A 13,944-nucleotide genomic window follows, 5' to 3' on the forward strand; every position below is an offset into this window, starting at 1 on the left:
CGGTGCCGGGGATCGGGGGGAGGCGCAGGGCGCCGCGCAGGCCGCCGGCGGGGTCGGCGAGGGCGTGGGCGCCGTCGGCGGCACCGGCTTGCACGGTACGGCCGCCGGTGACGGTGACCACCGTGACGCCGGTCGGGGCGGCAGTGGTCGCGGCGGTGATCTGCTCGGCGCAGGCGCACGCGTCCACCAGGATGATCATCGCGGGCAGCAGCCGCCGCAGCGGCACCGGAGACTGGCTGGCGTCGACCAGATCGAGCGCCGGCAGCGGGCGCCCGCTCAGGTCGGGTGGCGTCGTCGACGCGGACGGTGGCACGCCGGGCCGGTCGGGGTTGCGCGGCGACCGGGGCCAGGTGACGGCGGCCAGGGCGGCGACGGTGGTGAGGAGCGAGACCAGCAGGACGAGGGCGGGCAGGACGAGCGGGCGCCGGTCGCCCGGCCGGCGGGTGCTGGCCTCCTGGCGGCGTAGTTCGCGGCGGAGTTGGGCGGCCTCCTCGGCCAGCGCCGAGGCATCGTCCGGGATGACCACCCGACCCCAGTGTGGTGGCAGGTCGGGCAGCCCCTCGGACGGGCCGTGGCCCTCTGCGTCAGGCATGCCCATCGGACCCCCGGTTGTAGCGGCTCACGAACGACGGCGGCTGCCTCCAGCGTCCCGCACCGGCCCTCCTCCCGCCAGATCTGGGCGCGCGAGCCGGCGGCGGGATACCATGGGACGAGCGCACAGCCTCAGAAATCCACGCTCCGATCACCCTTACCGGGTTGTCATCTATTCGTTACGGAGTGTGTTCAAATCATCGGTTTGACCGCCTGTCAAGCTGAAGAAATACCTCTCACAGGGCCCCTGAGCTGCGCCAACGGTCAGGACAGCGGTGGGACATCGGTGCCTGAGCGTGTTACCCTAGACACAGCGAAAGGGGTTTCGAACCTATGGTTTTCAGTGTCGGCGAGACCGTTGTTTACCCCCACCACGGGGCCGCACTCATTGAGGCAATCGAGACTCGGGTCATCAAGGGCGAACCGAAGCAGTATCTCGTCCTGAGGGTCGCGCAGGGTGACCTGACGGTCCGGGTGCCCGCCGAGAACGCCGAGATCGTGGGTGTGCGCGAGGTGGTCGGCGAAGAGGGCCTCGGGAAGGTCTTCGACGTGCTCCGCGCACCGCACACCGAGGAGCCGACCAACTGGTCGCGGCGTTACAAGGCGAATCTGGAGAAGCTGGCCTCCGGCAACCCGCTGAAGGTCGCCGAGGTCGTGCGTGACCTGTGGCGTCGGGAGCGGGAGCGGGGTCTTTCCGCGGGTGAGAAGCGCATGCTCGCCAAGGCCCGCGACATTCTCGTCGGCGAGGTCGCCCTGGCCGAGAAGAGCACCAAGGACGAGGCGGAGACGCTGCTCGACAAGGTCCTGACCGAGGCCTGATTTCCACAGCGTACCCACCCCGTAGCGAACGAACCCGAGGACCGCGACGTGACCGCGCAGCTCAATCCGCGCGGTGACGTCGCGGTCCTCGTTCCTGCGGCCGGTGCCGGGGTACGCCTCGGCCCAGGCGCACCCAAGGCGCTGCGCCTGCTCGGCGGCGAGCCGCTGCTGGTGCACGCCGTGCGCCGGGTCGCCGCGGCGCCGTCGGTGCACACCATCGTGGTGGCCGCCCCGGCGGCCGGGGTGGCGGCCGTACGGGAGCTGCTGGCCCCGGTGGCGCCGGTCACCGTGGTGCCGGGCGGCGCCGAGCGGCAGGCCTCCGTGGCGGCCGCCCTGGCCGCCGTGCCGCCGGGGCCGCAGATCGTGCTGGTGCACGACGCGGCGCGGGCGCTGACCCCGCCCGAGCTGTTCGAGTCGGTCGCCGCGGCGGTCCGCTCCGGCGACGACGCGGTCATCCCGGTCCTCCCCGTGGTCGACACGATCAAGCAGGTCGGGGCCGCCGAGATGGTTCTCGGCACGGTGGACCGCGCCGCGCTGCGCGCGGTGCAGACTCCGCAGGGCTTCCGGCGCAGTGTGCTGGCCGCCGCGCACGCCGCCGCGGGTGATCCGTTGACCGACGACGCCGGGCTGGTCGAGAAGCAGGGCGTCCCGGTCCGGTGCGTGCCCGGCTCGGAGTACGCGCTGAAGATCACCCGTCCGTTCGACCTGGCACTCGCCGAACACCTGCTGACCACCGGCCGTTGACATCGGGCGTCACCGGCACCGGCCCACGGTCGGCGCGTACCCTCGGGGCCATGATCGTTCCTCGGGTCGCCGTGGGCACCGACATCCACGCCTTCGCGGCCGGCCGGCCCTGCTGGGTGGCCGGCCTGCACTGGCCGGGGCAGGACGGCCTGGCCGGTCACTCCGACGCCGACGTGGCGGCGCACGCCGCCTGCAACGCGTTGCTCTCCGCCGCCGGGCTCGGCGATCTGGGCGCCAACTTCGGCGTCGACCAGCCGCAGTGGGCCGGGGCGTCCGGGTTGGCACTGCTCACCGAGTCGGCCCGACGGGTCCGCTGCGCGGGCTTCGCGATCGGCAACGTCTCGGTGCAGGTGGTGGGGAACCGCCCCAAGATCGGGCCGCGCCGCGAGGAGGCCCAGCGGGTGCTCTCGGAGGCGGTCGGCGCCCCGGTGACCGTCACCGCCGCCACCAGTGACGGGCTCGGCTTCACCGGGCGCGGCGAGGGACTCGCCGGCATCGCGGTCGCCCTCGTGTACGCCGACCCGGCGGCCCGGCCGTGACCGGTGACGACGACGCGGACAGCCCGTTCCACCGCGCCCAACTCCTCGCCGAGCTGGGTCGCTACGACGAGGCCGTCGAGGAGCTGACCTCCGCCGATCCGGGCGGTGAGCCGGCGCTGGCCCCTGCCACCTCGGCTGGTGAGCCGGCGTTGACCCTGCTGGCCCGGCTGCACCTGGCGGCGGGGCGACCCGCCGAGGCGCTCGCCGCCGCCGGCTCCGCCTCGGCTGCCGCGCCGGGCGCGGTCGCGCCGCTGGTCGCCCGTGCCCTCGCCCTGATCGACCTGGGCCGGTACGCCGAGGCGGCGGCCACCGCCGACCAGATCCTGGCCGGCGGGCCGGCCGACGCGTACGCGCAGCGGGCCGGCGCGGGGATCCTGGCCGAGGCGCGCAACGGCCAGCAGGCGCTCGACGCGGCGTGGCGCGCGGTCGAGTTGGCGCTCGACGAGCCGCAGGCGCATCTGGTGCTCACGCTGGTCGCGGCCCGGTTGCAGCTGTTCGACCTGGCCGAGCGGGCCTACCGGGAGGCGCTGCGCCTCGACCCCGCTCTGGCCGAGGCGGCGGGCGAGCCGGGCGTCATCCGGTTGGAGCGGCGACGTTGGGCCGAGGCCCTGGAACGGGTCTCCGAGCTGGCCACCGTCGACCCGGTGCGGGCCGAGGCGTTGCCGGTCGAGGAGGGGATCCGCCGACTCGTCCTGGTCGGCGGGGCCTGGACGCTGGTCGGCAGCCTCCTGGTCGCCGTGGCCGGCGGGCTCTCCCGGTTCGTCGCGGTGCTGGTGGCGGGCACGGTCGGGCTCGCCCTCTGGCGGCTCGCCGCGCGGGTGCCGGGGCTGCGCCACGAGGTCCTGCCGGAGCTGCGGCGCACCGACCGGGTGCTGGCGTTGGTGATCCAGGCGGTGGCGGCCGGTCCGCTGCTGATCCTGCTGCACGCGCTGGTCGGCAGCCCGTGGCCGTTGGTCGCGGCGATCGCGGTGGCCACCGCCGCCGGCCTGACCCTGGTCACCCGGATGTTCCGCTAGGCCGGCCAGGTGAGAATGGGGCTGGTGCGGGTGTCGGGTTCGTGCTGACATCGAACTTTTCCGGTCGGATGGTTGACTCCCGTCGGCGCGCGGCACCCGTAGCATCAGCCGTCTGATGATCGACAAGGGGAGTCGTCGAGTGCTGTTTGATAGCAGGCCGCCGGTACGCCGGTCCACAGTGGTCGCTGTAACGATCACGTCCGCTCTGGTGGCCGGCGGAGGACTCGCCGCCCTTCCCGCGTTTGCCGCGCCAGCCGCGACCATCCACTATGTCGCGGCTGGCGGCACCGGGGAGGGCTGCACCCAGGCGCGACCGTGCGGCAGGGTCGCCGGGGCGCTGGCCATCGCCGGCAGCGGCGACCGCATCATGGTCGGACCCGGTACCTATGTCGAGAACCTCGCCGTGCCACCCAATCTCACGCTGACCATCGTCGGCGCGGGCAGCGGCGCCACGGTGATCAATGGGAACCGGGCCGGCCGGGTCGTCTCCGTGCCGAGCACCTCGAACGTCACGCTGACCGGGATGGGCCTGACCAACGGGTTGGCGGCCGACGCCGGGGGAGCGGTGGAGAACCTTGGCACCGTTCGGCTGGAGCGCGTCACCGTCGGCTTCAGTAGTGCGCAGGTCGGTGGTGGTGTCGCCAACGACGGCACCATGACCATCGCGGACAGCTCGATCCTGTTCAACGCCGCCTACGGCCTTGGCGGTGGCATCAACAACACCGCCACCCTCACCGTCCAGCGCTCCATCATCGTCGGAAACTCGGTCACCGGGACGGGGCACCTCGGAGGTGGCGGTGCGATCGCCAGCGACGGTCTGGTCGAGTTACACGACTCCACGATCAGCGGCAACGCGGCGGCCACTGGGCGTGGGGGCGCGGTCTTGTTTGCCGGCTGGACGCGGGTCCCGAAGAGACTCAACGGAGTCCACAACACGATCGTGAACAACAACGGGACCGCGCTCGCGGCCTACGGCACGGAGCCCGAAGTCACGCTCGCCGCCAGCATTCTGAGCGGGCACAGCACCAACTGCCACAACACTCCCATCCTGGGTCGCTACAACCTGATGGACAATGCCTCGTCGTGCGGGCCGGACCCGGCGAACGGCGACGTGATCGGCGACCCCCAGGTGAGCGGGCTGGCGGACAACGGCGGCCCGACGCAGACCCGGGCGCTGGCCGTGACCAGCCCGGCCCGCAACGCCGTCCCGGCCGCGTCCGGGCTGTGCGGCGGCACCGACCAGCGGGGTGCGACCCGACTGTTCCTCTACGCCGACTCCTGCGACATCGGCGCCTACCAGTACGCCGCGTCCCCGCCGAAGGTGCACCTGGAACCGGCCGGCGGGGTCCACTTCGGCGACCAGAGCCTCGGCTCGACCACCACCCGCTCGGTGACCGTGCGCAACACCGGCGGGCGGCCGCTCGGCGTCGCCCGGATCAGCGTCGCCGGCACCGGCTTCGCCCTGACCTCGACCACCTGCCAGGCGGCGGGCGCCGCCGTGCCGCTGGCACCCGGGGCCGACTGCACGATAAGCGTCTCGTTCGCCCCGGCCGCCGCCGGAGCCCAGCAGGGCACGCTGACGCTGGCCGACAACGACGGCGACACCCAGGACCCGGCCGGGGCCACGCAGGCCGTGCCGCTGACCGGCGCCGGTCGGGGGGCTGTCCCGGTGACCACCACACCGCCGAGCATCACCGGATCCACCAGGGCCGGCGGCCTGCTGACCGTGCAGCCGGGCAGCTGGACCGGCGAGCCCACGTCGTACGCGTACCAGTGGCAGCGCTGCACCGGCCAGGGCACCGGATGCACCGCGATCGGCGGCGCCACCGCCGCTACGTACCGGCTCATCGGCACCGATGTGGGCTTCCGAGTGCGGGTGCAGGTCATCGCGTCGAACACCCACGGCGCCGGAGCCCCCGCCACGTCCCGGGCCACCCCCGTGGTGTATCAACCATCCCGCCCGGTCGGCACCCGGCGACCCCGGTAGCTAGCTGTGCGCGGCGGCCGCGTGGCCGTCCTGACGGATCAGGCTAACGTGCCCAGGTCCAGGCGTACCCGTCGTCCTCGCACTCGGTCGCCGCGTCGCAGAGGTCCAGCGGGCGGAACGTGTCGACCATGACGGCCAGCTCGTCGAAGAAGTCGACGCCGATGGCGCGTTCCGCCGCTCCCGGCTGCGGCCCGTGGGTGAAGCCGGACGGGTGCAGCGAGATGGACCCCTGCCCGATGCCGGAGCCGCGGCGGGCCTCGTAGTTGCCGCCGGTGTAGAAGAGCACTTCGTCGGAGTCGACGTTGTGGTGGTGGTACGGCACCGGGATGGCGTCCGGATGGTAGTCCACCTTGCGCGGCACGAACGAGCAGATGACGAAGTTCGGGCCCTGGAAGGTCTGGTGCACCGGTGGCGGCTGGTGGATCCGGCCGGTGATCGGCTCGAAGTCGTGGATGGAGAACGCCCACGGGTAGAGGTGTCCGTCCCAGCCGACCACGTCGAAGGGGTGGTTGGCATAGACATGACGCGTCCAGGCCGTCCCGCTGCCATCCGGGCGTGCCGCCCTGGACCGGTGGCGGACCAGCACCTCGACGTCGGTGCCGTCGACCAGCAGGGGCGACTCCGGGCCGCGGACGTCGCGCTCGCAGTAGGGCGAGTGCTCCAGGAACTGGCCGCGTACCGAGAGGTAGCGCCTGGGCGGGCCGATGTGGCCGGTGGCCTCGATCGCCAGCAGCCGGGTGGGGGAGTCGCCGGTGGGGACGAGCCGGTGCACGGTCGAGGTCGGGATGATCACGTAGTCGCCGGCGACCGCGTCCAGCACCCCGAAGGTGGACTCCACCCGCAGGGCACCGGCCTCGACGTAGAGGCACTCGTCGCCGGTGGCGTTGCGGTAGAGCGGGGACGGCCGGTCGGCCAGCACGTACGCGATCCGCACGTCGTCGTTGGCGAGCAGGTGGCGCCGCCCCAGGACCGGGTCGGCGCCCGAGCCGTCGAGCTGGTGGGTGCGCAGGTGGCGCGGCTTGAGCGGCAGGTTGGGCACCCGGGTGACGGCCGGCGGTGTGAACTCCTCGGCGGCGACGATCGCGGTCGGGGCGTGCCGGTGGTAGAGCAGGGACGAGTCGGAGGAGAACCCCTCCTGGCCCATCAGCTCCTCGGTGTAGAGGCGGCCGTCGGGTTGGCGGAACTGGGTGTGCCGCTTACGGGGCACGTCGCCGACGCGGCGGTAGTACGGCATGTGGCCTCCCGATTCGTCCCGTCGCCGACCCGGCGTGCGTCCGATATTCGGACGCTGATGTCCGTTCCTTGACAGCGTCCCGTAGATTCTTGTGTCGTGTCAACGCAGGTCCCCCGCCTCCTCGCCGGCCTGGTGGACGACGCCGCGGTCTTCCCGCCCGGCAGCGCGACGCCGCCCGACGCGGTCGCCGCCCACCGGGCACACCGCGCCGCCTGGTACGCCGACCTGGTCGGCCCGCTCCTGGTGCCCGCCTCCACGGTCGTCACCGGCGGCCTTGACGCGCTGGTCGACCGCGCCGAGGGCTTCGGCGTCGGCCTCATCGGCGACACTGGCATCGCGCGGATACCCCTCGCGCTGTCGTTCCTCGGGCCGGCCGGCATCATCCCCCGACAGGTCGAGGTGGCGGTCGCCAGGCGTGGGGAGGATCCGCAGCCGGGCCTGGCCGCGCTGCGCGCGCTCGTCGACGGGCTGGACGGTGTCGACGTCTACGCCGAGATCCCGCTGACCTTCGGCCTGATGGGCGCGCTCGACACGCTCGCCGAGGCGCGGGCCGCCGGGCTACCGGTCGCCGCGAAGTTCCGCACCGGCGGGCTCGCCGCCGAACTCTTCCCCACGCCGGCCGAACTGGCCGCGGTGATCTGCGCCTGCCGCGACCGCGAACTGCCGTTCAAACTGACCGCCGGCCTGCACCACGCGCTGCGTCACCTCGACCCGGAGACCGGTTTCACCCACCACGGCTTCGGCAACGTGCTGGCCGCCAGCCTCGCCGCCGCCGAGGGCGCCGACCTGACGGCGGTCGCCGCGCTGCTCACCGCCGCCGACCCCCGGCCGCTGGTCGAGGCGGCCCGGATCCGCCGCGACGACGCGCGTCCACTCTGGGTCGGCTTCGGCTCGTGCAGCATCCTGGAACCACTGACCGATCTGATCCGGCTGGGGCTGGTGAAGGGGGGAAACAAGGCATGAGCTGGGTGACGGGCGCGGAGGGCTCCCCGTACGGGGTGACCAACCTGCCGTACGGGGTGTTCCGGTACGACGGTCGGGAACCGCGCGTCGGCGTACGGATCGCCGACCTCGTGCTCGACCTGGCCGGCGCGGAGGCCGTCGGGCTGGTGCTCGCCGCCGGCACCCTGGGCCGGCCCACGCTCAACGACTTCATGGCGCTCGGCCGCCCCCAGTGGACGTCGGTACGGCAGCGGATCGTCGACCTGCTCACCGACCCGGCGCACCGCCCGGCGGTGGAGCCGCTGCTGGTTCCGCTCGACGCGGCGGAGTTGCTGCTGCCCATCGAGGTTGCCGACTACGTCGACTTCTACTCCTCCGAGCACCACGCCTCCAACGTCGGCCAGATCTTCCGCCCCGGCCAGCCGGCCCTGCTGCCCAACTGGAAGCACCTGCCGATCGGCTACCACGGCCGGGCCGGCACGGTGGTCGTCTCCGGCACCCCGGTCGTCCGCCCCACCGGGCAGCGCGCCACCGGGCAGGGCCCGACCGTCGGCCCCTCCGTACGCCTGGACATCGAGGCCGAGGTCGGCTTCGTGGTCGGCGTGCCGAGTGTCCTGGGCAGACGGGTGGCCGCGGCCGACTTCGCCGACCACGTCTTCGGCGTGGTGCTGGTCAACGACTGGTCCGCCCGGGACATCCAGGCCTGGGAGTACCAGCCCCTCGGGCCGTTCCTCGGCAAGTCCTTCGCCACCTCGATCTCGGCCTGGGTGACCCCGCTGGACGCGCTCGCCGACGCGTTCGTCCCGGCCCCCGACCAGGACCCGCCGGTGCAGGCGTACCTCCGCGACACCCCCCACCTGGGTCTCGACCTGCGGCTGACGGTGGAGTGGAACGGCGAGCGAATGACCGAGCCACCCTTCTCCACCATGTACTGGACGCCGGCCCAGCAACTCGCCCACCTGACCGTCAACGGCGCGTCGCTGCGTACCGGCGACCTCTACGCCTCCGGCACCGTCTCCGGGCCGCAGCGCGACCAGGTCGGGTCGTTCCTGGAGCTCACCTGGGGCGGCGCCGAGCCGGTCACGGTCGGTGCCGGCCAAACCCGCACGTTCCTGGAGGACGGCGACAGCGTCACCGTCCGGGCCGTCGCCCCCGGGCCGGACGGCACCACCATCGCCCTGGGCGAGGTGACCGGGCGGATTCTGCCGGCCCGCTGACGGTCCTCCCCGCGCCGGTCGCACCCGCTGTCCGACCAGCAGTCGCTCCTGCCGCGTTTGATCGACCGGATTCCCCGGTCGACGCGACGCGCCGCGCCACCCTGCGGTGGCGTGGCCGTCGGTCGGCGTGGCATGTCGCAGCGGACAGGAGGTACAAGCATGAACGATCTCGCGGGCGCGATCTGGCGTACCAGCAGCCGTTCCAACGACCAGGGGCTGTGCGTGGAGGTGGCCGACAACCTCGCGCACACCCACGGTCTGGTCGGTATCCGGGATTCCAAGGACCCGGAGGGGCCGGCGCTCGTCGTCGGCCCGCCGGGCTGGACCGCCTTCGTCGAGGCGATCCGCCTCGACCGTTTCCGACCCTGACCAGCGGAGGGGAGAGTGCGCCGGTGCCCCGGTCGGGCACCGGCGACGGAAAATTCGCCTGCCGACTCCCCTGAGTGGCGCACCCGCCGTACCGTGGACGGCACGGGAGGTGCGCCATGTCGACGGTCACGGTCACCGAGTTCATCGAGGCACCGGCCCTCGACGTCTGGGCCCGTCTGGTGGACCTGCCGACCCGGGCGGGGTGGCTGCGCACGGTCGGCGGCGTCGAGCCGCTGACCTCGGAGCGGTTCGGCCCCGGCACCGCCTGGCGGGAGATCCGCACCCGCCCGGACGGTGGCGAGCAGGCGGAGGAGTTCGTGGTACGCGACGCGGAGCCGCCGCACCGGCTCGTGCTGAGCTCCCCGGGCATCGGGGTCGACTACCGGATCACCTGGACGCTGCGGACCGTCCGCCGGCGTGGCCGGGGCTGCACGGCGGTCACCGTGGAGCACGAGGCGGTGCCAACCGCGTCGTACGGCCGGGTGATGGCGTTGCTCTTCGGCGGGCTGGCCGCCCGCGCTGTGGAGGGGGCGATCCGCCGGGACCTCACCGATCTGGCCGCCGCCGTCACCCGGGCCGACGACGCGGCGGCAGCCTAGGACCTGATCGACCCGACCGGGGTGGGGTCCGCGTCCCGGCCAAAGTTGGTCCGTGATCGACTTGACTTGCGGCAGGTCGGGGTATCCCGCCGGCCGGACACCCCGAGACGCCGCGACCGGAGTCGATCACCCCGCCCGATCACCCCCCGGCTCGTCCGCGCGGGTTCACCGCTGCGGCGTGACCTGAGCGGTCTGTTCGGTGGATGCCTGGGTAGGGTGCCGGGCGGAGGTGCGCATGGGTGTTCCGAAGGGCCGGCGACGGGTCCTGGTCGCCGTGGCGGCGCTGCTCGCCGTCGGGGCGGTCGCCGGCATCGGCTACCGCGTGCTCGCCCCCGCCGAGGTGGTCACCCCCGCCCGCGGCGACCTGCCGCCGCCGGTCACGCCCGCCGTCGGTGTGATCGGGCGGTTGCCCGCCGCGCCGCTGGTCGTCGAGGGTCGGCTCCGGGTGTACGCGGCCCAGCGCCAGGTCTACGCCGACCAACCCGCCGACCGCCGGTACCGGGTCACCCCGTTCTGGTCGTACCGTCGCTGGCCGGCGCAGCTCAACGGGGTGCTGGTGAGCGACGCCACGGTGGTCAGCCGTTGGTCGGACGGGAAACTCGTCGCGCTGGACGGGCGTACCGGGAAGGTGGCCTGGCGGGTCGACGGCCCGCCGCCCGGCGCGGGCTTCGCCGCCCGGCGTACCGGGGCGGCCGTGGTCTGGGATCCGCGTGGCCTCTTCGTGGCGACCGGACCGGACGGCCGTCCGGTGCTGGTCGCTGCCGGCGAGGGGCACCTGCGCGGGTACGCCGTAGCGGACGGGCGCGAGCTGTGGCGGGCCGGCGGCGACGCCGGCTGCCGCACCGCCCTGGGGACCACCGCCGACGGGCGGGTTCTCATCCTCGACTCCTGCGCGACGCCAGCCACCGTGGAGTTCCGTGACGTGGCGACCGGGGCGGTGCTGACCCGCTGGCGTCCCCCGGCGGCCGGGCCGGAACTGACCGTGATGCCGCTGGGTTGCCTGACCCCGCGCTCCCGGTGTCGGGGCCTGCGGACCTCCGGCCCTGGCGACGCGGCCGGCCGGGGCTGGCTGGTCGGGGCCGGCGGGCCGGTCGCCGCACCCGCCCTGGACGCCGCGGACCGCACGCTGGTCGGAGAGTTCGTAATCGGCAGCGACGGTCCGGTGCTGAAGGGCTGGGAGGCGCGCACCGGCAAGCGGCGCTGGCAGCGCGGTGACCTCGGGCCGGTGCGGGTGCTCGCGGTCGGCCCCGGCCGGGTGCACGTGCTCACCGAGCAACGGGACCTGGTCACCCTGGATCCGACGACCGGCGCGCAGCGGTCCCGGTTCCCGCTCACCGTCGGGCGGGACGGAATCGCGTGGCAGCCCGGGCTGGCGTACGCGGCGGACGGTTACCTGGCGGTCGAGCGGCTGCGCGAGCGGGCCGGGCCCGACGACGACGACCAGGCGTACTTCCTGATGTCCGAGCCGGTGGTGCTCGCTGCCACGTGACTTGCCCGAAAAACGGACATTAGCCTCTATCCGACGGTCAGCCGTACGTCACCGCCGAGGTGCGCAACACCGGCCGGCGTGCACTGGACCTGGCCGGCGAGCTGTGGCTCACCGACGGGCCGGGCGGGCTGTCGGCGGGCTCGGTCAAGGCGGAGGCCAGGACGCTCCCGCTCGGCGGCACCGCCGTCATCCGGGTGCACCTGGACCGCCGCCTGCCGGACGGCCCGTGGGCGGCGAAACTGGCCCTCGGCAGCGGCTGGACGAAGCGGACAGCGACCGGCCCGATCAGCTTCGGCCCGGTTCCGGCCGCGGCAGCCGCCCGCGACGACCGCACCGGCCAGGTGCTCACCGGTGGCCTGGTCACCTCGGGGCTCGTGCTGGCCCTCTTCGCGGTGTACGTCCACCGCCGCCGGACCCGCTTCCGGCAGCCCGTGCCCGCCGCCCATCCCGCCGGTCCGCCTCGCCGAGGCGGACCGGCGGGATGGGTCAGGCCAGCACCGACTCGGCGACGGCCAGGAAGGCGTCGTTCTCGGCCGGAGTGCCGACGGTGACCCGCACCCCGTCGCCGGGAAACGGGCGGACGATCACGCCGCGCGCCTCGCAGGCCCGGCCGAACTCCACCGCCCGGTCGCCCAGCGGCAACCAGACGAAATTGGCCTGGCTGGACGGCACGTCCGGGAGCAGCTTGCGCAGCGCCTCGGTGACCCGGTCCCGCTCGGCGACGACCAGCGCGCAGCGCCGCCGCATCTCGTCGGCCTGGGCCAGCGCGGCCAGCGCGCCGGCCTGGGCGGCCAGACTGGTGGAGAAGGGAGTGACCACCTTGCGGACGGCGGCGGCCACCGCCGGGCTCGCGGCCATCCAGCCGACTCGCAGCCCGGCCAGGCCCCACGCCTTGGACAGCGTGCGCAGCACCACCACGTTCGGCCGGTCCAGGTAGGTCAGGCCGTCGGGCACCGCCGGGTCGGTGACGAACTCGCGATACGCCTCGTCGAGGACGACGAGCACGTCCTCGCCGACCGTGTCCAGGAAACGGTCCAGCTCGGCCCTGCCTACCGCGGTGCCGGTGGGGTTGTTCGGGTTGCAGACCAGCACCATCCGGGTCCGGTCGGTCACCGCCGCGGCCATCGCCGCCAGGTCGTGGCCGTGCCCGGCGTCGTTGGGCACCCGGACGCTGGCCGCGCCGCTGGTCGCCGCGATGATCGGGTACGCCTCGAACGACCGCCACGAGTAGAGCAGCTCGTCGCCGGGCAGGCAGGTGGCCCGGACCAGGTGTTCGGCCAACGCCACCGACCCGCAGCCGGTGGCGATCCGCTCGGCGTCCACGCCGTACCGCTCGGCGAGCGCCCGACGCAGGGCCACCACGCCCATGTCGGGGTAGCGGTGCGAACCGGTGACCGCCTCGGTGACCGCCTCCACCACACCGGGCAGCGGGCCGTACGGCACCTCGTTGCTGGCCAGCTTGATCGCCTCGGCCAGGCCCAGCTCGCGGGCCAGGTCGGCCGGGCTGCGGCCCGGCACGTAGTTCGGCAGCGCGTCGAGGTCGGCGCGGGTCAGCCGCAGCGCGGGCTGGTGACGTCCGGTGTCGGTCATGGGGTTTCTCCCGGGGGGTCGGCACGGTCGGGCGGAGCGGTGCGGGTGGCGTCGGCGCGCGGCAGCCGTACCACCACGGTCTGGGCGCGTTTGTCGTGCAGCGCCTGCCGGAGCGGGTGGTCGAAGAGCGCGGAGACGGCGTCGACGAACTGGAGGACCAGGCCGAAGCAGAGGCAGTACCAGAGCAGGGTGGGCAGGCCGAGGGTGCTCCACCGGCGGGCGGCCCGGCCGAAGCCGAGCGGCTGGTCCGCCTCGACCGGCACGGCCCGCACCCGTGCCAGCCGCTTGCCGAAAGTCTGCCCACCGGCGGCCATCGCCGGCACCTCGTAGGCGAACCAGAGCGCGGTGGTGATCAGCAGGATGGCCAGCATCAGCCCGTCGGCCTGCTGGCCGACCGCCGGCAGTCCCTCCTGGGAGGTGTCACCGGCCATCGCGCGGCGCCACGCCTCGCTCAGGTAGGGCGAGACCTCCTGCACATAGCGCCAGATGAGCACGCTGTTCGCGGCGAGGCTGAGCAGGAACAGGACGCCGAAGTCGATCAGGCGGGCGACCAGCCGTGCCCCGTACGAGGCCAGCGGCAGCCCGTGCGGGCGCGGCAGCGGCGGACGACCCGTCCAGGTCGGGTACGGCCACCCGGGCGGCGGCCCCTGGGGGTGCCCGGGGCCGGCACCCGGCGGCCAACCGGCCGGCGGCTGACCGTGGGCCGGCGGCTGACCGTGGATCTGCGGCTGACCGTGGATCTGCGGCCATTCGCCGGGCGGCGGGGCGCCGGGTGGCCAACCGCCGGGCGGCTGGCCCGGTGCGGGCG

Annotated in this window: 15 protein-coding genes; 11 read left to right on the forward strand and 4 right to left on the reverse strand. The window is 73.9% G+C overall.

Features of this window, described 5'->3' with window-relative positions:
- On the reverse strand, positions 1-592 hold a 592-nt coding region (locus tag E1193_RS22895; RefSeq protein ID WP_132185247.1), incomplete at its 3' end, for a hypothetical protein.
- A 332-nt stretch (positions 593-924) separates the two neighbouring features.
- Here E1193_RS22895 and E1193_RS22900 point away from each other — a divergent pair.
- The 5 genes from E1193_RS22900 (at position 925) to E1193_RS22920 (ending at position 5,696) form a co-directional block, all read left to right on the forward strand.
- A complete protein-coding gene (locus E1193_RS22900) occupies positions 925-1,410 on the forward strand; it encodes a CarD family transcriptional regulator (protein ID WP_007073334.1) in 486 nt (161 codons plus the stop codon).
- A gap of 48 nt (positions 1,411-1,458) precedes the next feature.
- A complete protein-coding gene (gene ispD / locus E1193_RS22905) occupies positions 1,459-2,154 on the forward strand; it encodes a 2-C-methyl-D-erythritol 4-phosphate cytidylyltransferase (protein WP_132185248.1) in 696 nt (231 codons plus the stop codon).
- 50 nt (positions 2,155-2,204) lie between these two features.
- A complete protein-coding gene (ispF, locus tag E1193_RS22910; protein WP_132185249.1) occupies positions 2,205-2,693 on the forward strand; it encodes a 2-C-methyl-D-erythritol 2,4-cyclodiphosphate synthase in 489 nt (162 codons plus the stop codon).
- Positions 2,690-3,709 (forward strand): tetratricopeptide repeat protein, encoded by a 1,020-nt coding sequence (locus E1193_RS22915; protein WP_132185250.1) that lies wholly within the window; start codon positions 2,690-2,692, stop codon positions 3,707-3,709. The genes ispF and E1193_RS22915 overlap by 4 nt, the downstream gene beginning before the upstream one ends.
- A 178-nt stretch (positions 3,710-3,887) precedes the next feature.
- Complete coding sequence (locus E1193_RS22920; protein WP_165945806.1) at positions 3,888-5,696, forward strand: choice-of-anchor D domain-containing protein; 1,809 nt, start codon at positions 3,888-3,890, stop codon at positions 5,694-5,696.
- A gap of 43 nt (positions 5,697-5,739) precedes the next feature.
- Here E1193_RS22920 and E1193_RS22925 read toward each other — a convergent pair whose 3' ends face one another.
- Positions 5,740-6,930 carry a cupin domain-containing protein gene (locus E1193_RS22925; protein WP_132185252.1) on the reverse strand — a complete coding sequence of 397 codons (1,191 nt, stop codon included), beginning with the start codon at positions 6,928-6,930 and terminating at the stop codon, positions 5,740-5,742.
- A gap of 96 nt (positions 6,931-7,026) precedes the next feature.
- Between E1193_RS22925 and E1193_RS22930 the strand changes: the two genes are divergently transcribed.
- From E1193_RS22930 to E1193_RS22955, 6 genes are all read left to right on the forward strand, one after another.
- Complete coding sequence (locus tag E1193_RS22930) at positions 7,027-7,893, forward strand: hypothetical protein (protein WP_132185253.1); 867 nt, start codon at positions 7,027-7,029, stop codon at positions 7,891-7,893.
- On the forward strand, positions 7,890-9,089 hold the full coding sequence (gene fahA / locus E1193_RS22935) for a fumarylacetoacetase (RefSeq protein WP_132185254.1): 1,200 nt from the start codon (positions 7,890-7,892) through the stop codon (positions 9,087-9,089). The genes E1193_RS22930 and fahA overlap by 4 nt, the downstream gene beginning before the upstream one ends.
- Positions 9,090-9,248: 159 nt before the next feature.
- Positions 9,249-9,458 (forward strand): DUF397 domain-containing protein, encoded by a 210-nt coding sequence (locus E1193_RS22940; RefSeq protein ID WP_132185255.1) that lies wholly within the window; start codon positions 9,249-9,251, stop codon positions 9,456-9,458.
- Positions 9,459-9,574: 116 nt separating this feature from the next.
- Positions 9,575-10,057, forward strand: a complete 483-nt coding sequence (locus E1193_RS22945) for an SRPBCC family protein (protein ID WP_132185256.1) — start codon at positions 9,575-9,577, stop codon at positions 10,055-10,057.
- 235 nt (positions 10,058-10,292) lie between these two features.
- Positions 10,293-11,546 carry a PQQ-binding-like beta-propeller repeat protein gene (locus tag E1193_RS22950; RefSeq protein ID WP_132185257.1) on the forward strand — a complete coding sequence of 418 codons (1,254 nt, stop codon included), beginning with the start codon at positions 10,293-10,295 and terminating at the stop codon, positions 11,544-11,546.
- 59 nt (positions 11,547-11,605) lie between these two features.
- Positions 11,606-12,097: a hypothetical protein gene (locus E1193_RS22955; RefSeq protein WP_132185258.1), complete on the forward strand. Its 492-nt coding sequence runs from the start codon at positions 11,606-11,608 to the stop codon at positions 12,095-12,097.
- On the opposite strand, the gene hisC is transcribed toward E1193_RS22955, so the two are convergent.
- Entirely contained in the window at positions 12,033-13,136 is a 1,104-nt protein-coding gene (gene hisC, locus E1193_RS22960) for a histidinol-phosphate transaminase (protein WP_132185259.1), read from the reverse strand. The genes E1193_RS22955 and hisC overlap by 65 nt on opposite strands.
- On the reverse strand, positions 13,133-13,944 hold an 812-nt coding region (locus E1193_RS22965), incomplete at its 5' end, for an RDD family protein (RefSeq protein WP_132185260.1). The genes E1193_RS22965 and hisC, both read right to left, overlap by 4 nt.

This window comes from Micromonospora sp. KC606 (assembly GCF_004348675.1).
GTDB lineage: Bacteria > Actinomycetota > Actinomycetes > Mycobacteriales > Micromonosporaceae > Micromonospora.

Bases quoted from the DNA above. Each gene is read 5' to 3' on its own strand.
- ispF (WP_132185249.1), top strand. From the start codon at position 2,205: ATGATCGTTCCTCGGGTCGCCGTGGGCACCGACATCCACGCCTTCGCG.
- E1193_RS22945 (WP_132185256.1), top strand. From the start codon at position 9,575: ATGTCGACGGTCACGGTCACCGAGTTCATCGAGGCACCGGCCCTCGAC.
- E1193_RS22940 (WP_132185255.1), top strand. From the start codon at position 9,249: ATGAACGATCTCGCGGGCGCGATCTGGCGTACCAGCAGCCGTTCCAAC.
- E1193_RS22950 (WP_132185257.1), top strand. From the start codon at position 10,293: ATGGGTGTTCCGAAGGGCCGGCGACGGGTCCTGGTCGCCGTGGCGGCG.
- fahA (WP_132185254.1), top strand. From the start codon at position 7,890: ATGAGCTGGGTGACGGGCGCGGAGGGCTCCCCGTACGGGGTGACCAAC.
- E1193_RS22925 (WP_132185252.1), bottom strand. From the start codon at position 6,930: ATGCCGTACTACCGCCGCGTCGGCGACGTGCCCCGTAAGCGGCACACC.
- E1193_RS22900 (WP_007073334.1), top strand. From the start codon at position 925: ATGGTTTTCAGTGTCGGCGAGACCGTTGTTTACCCCCACCACGGGGCC.
- hisC (WP_132185259.1), bottom strand. From the start codon at position 13,136: ATGACCGACACCGGACGTCACCAGCCCGCGCTGCGGCTGACCCGCGCC.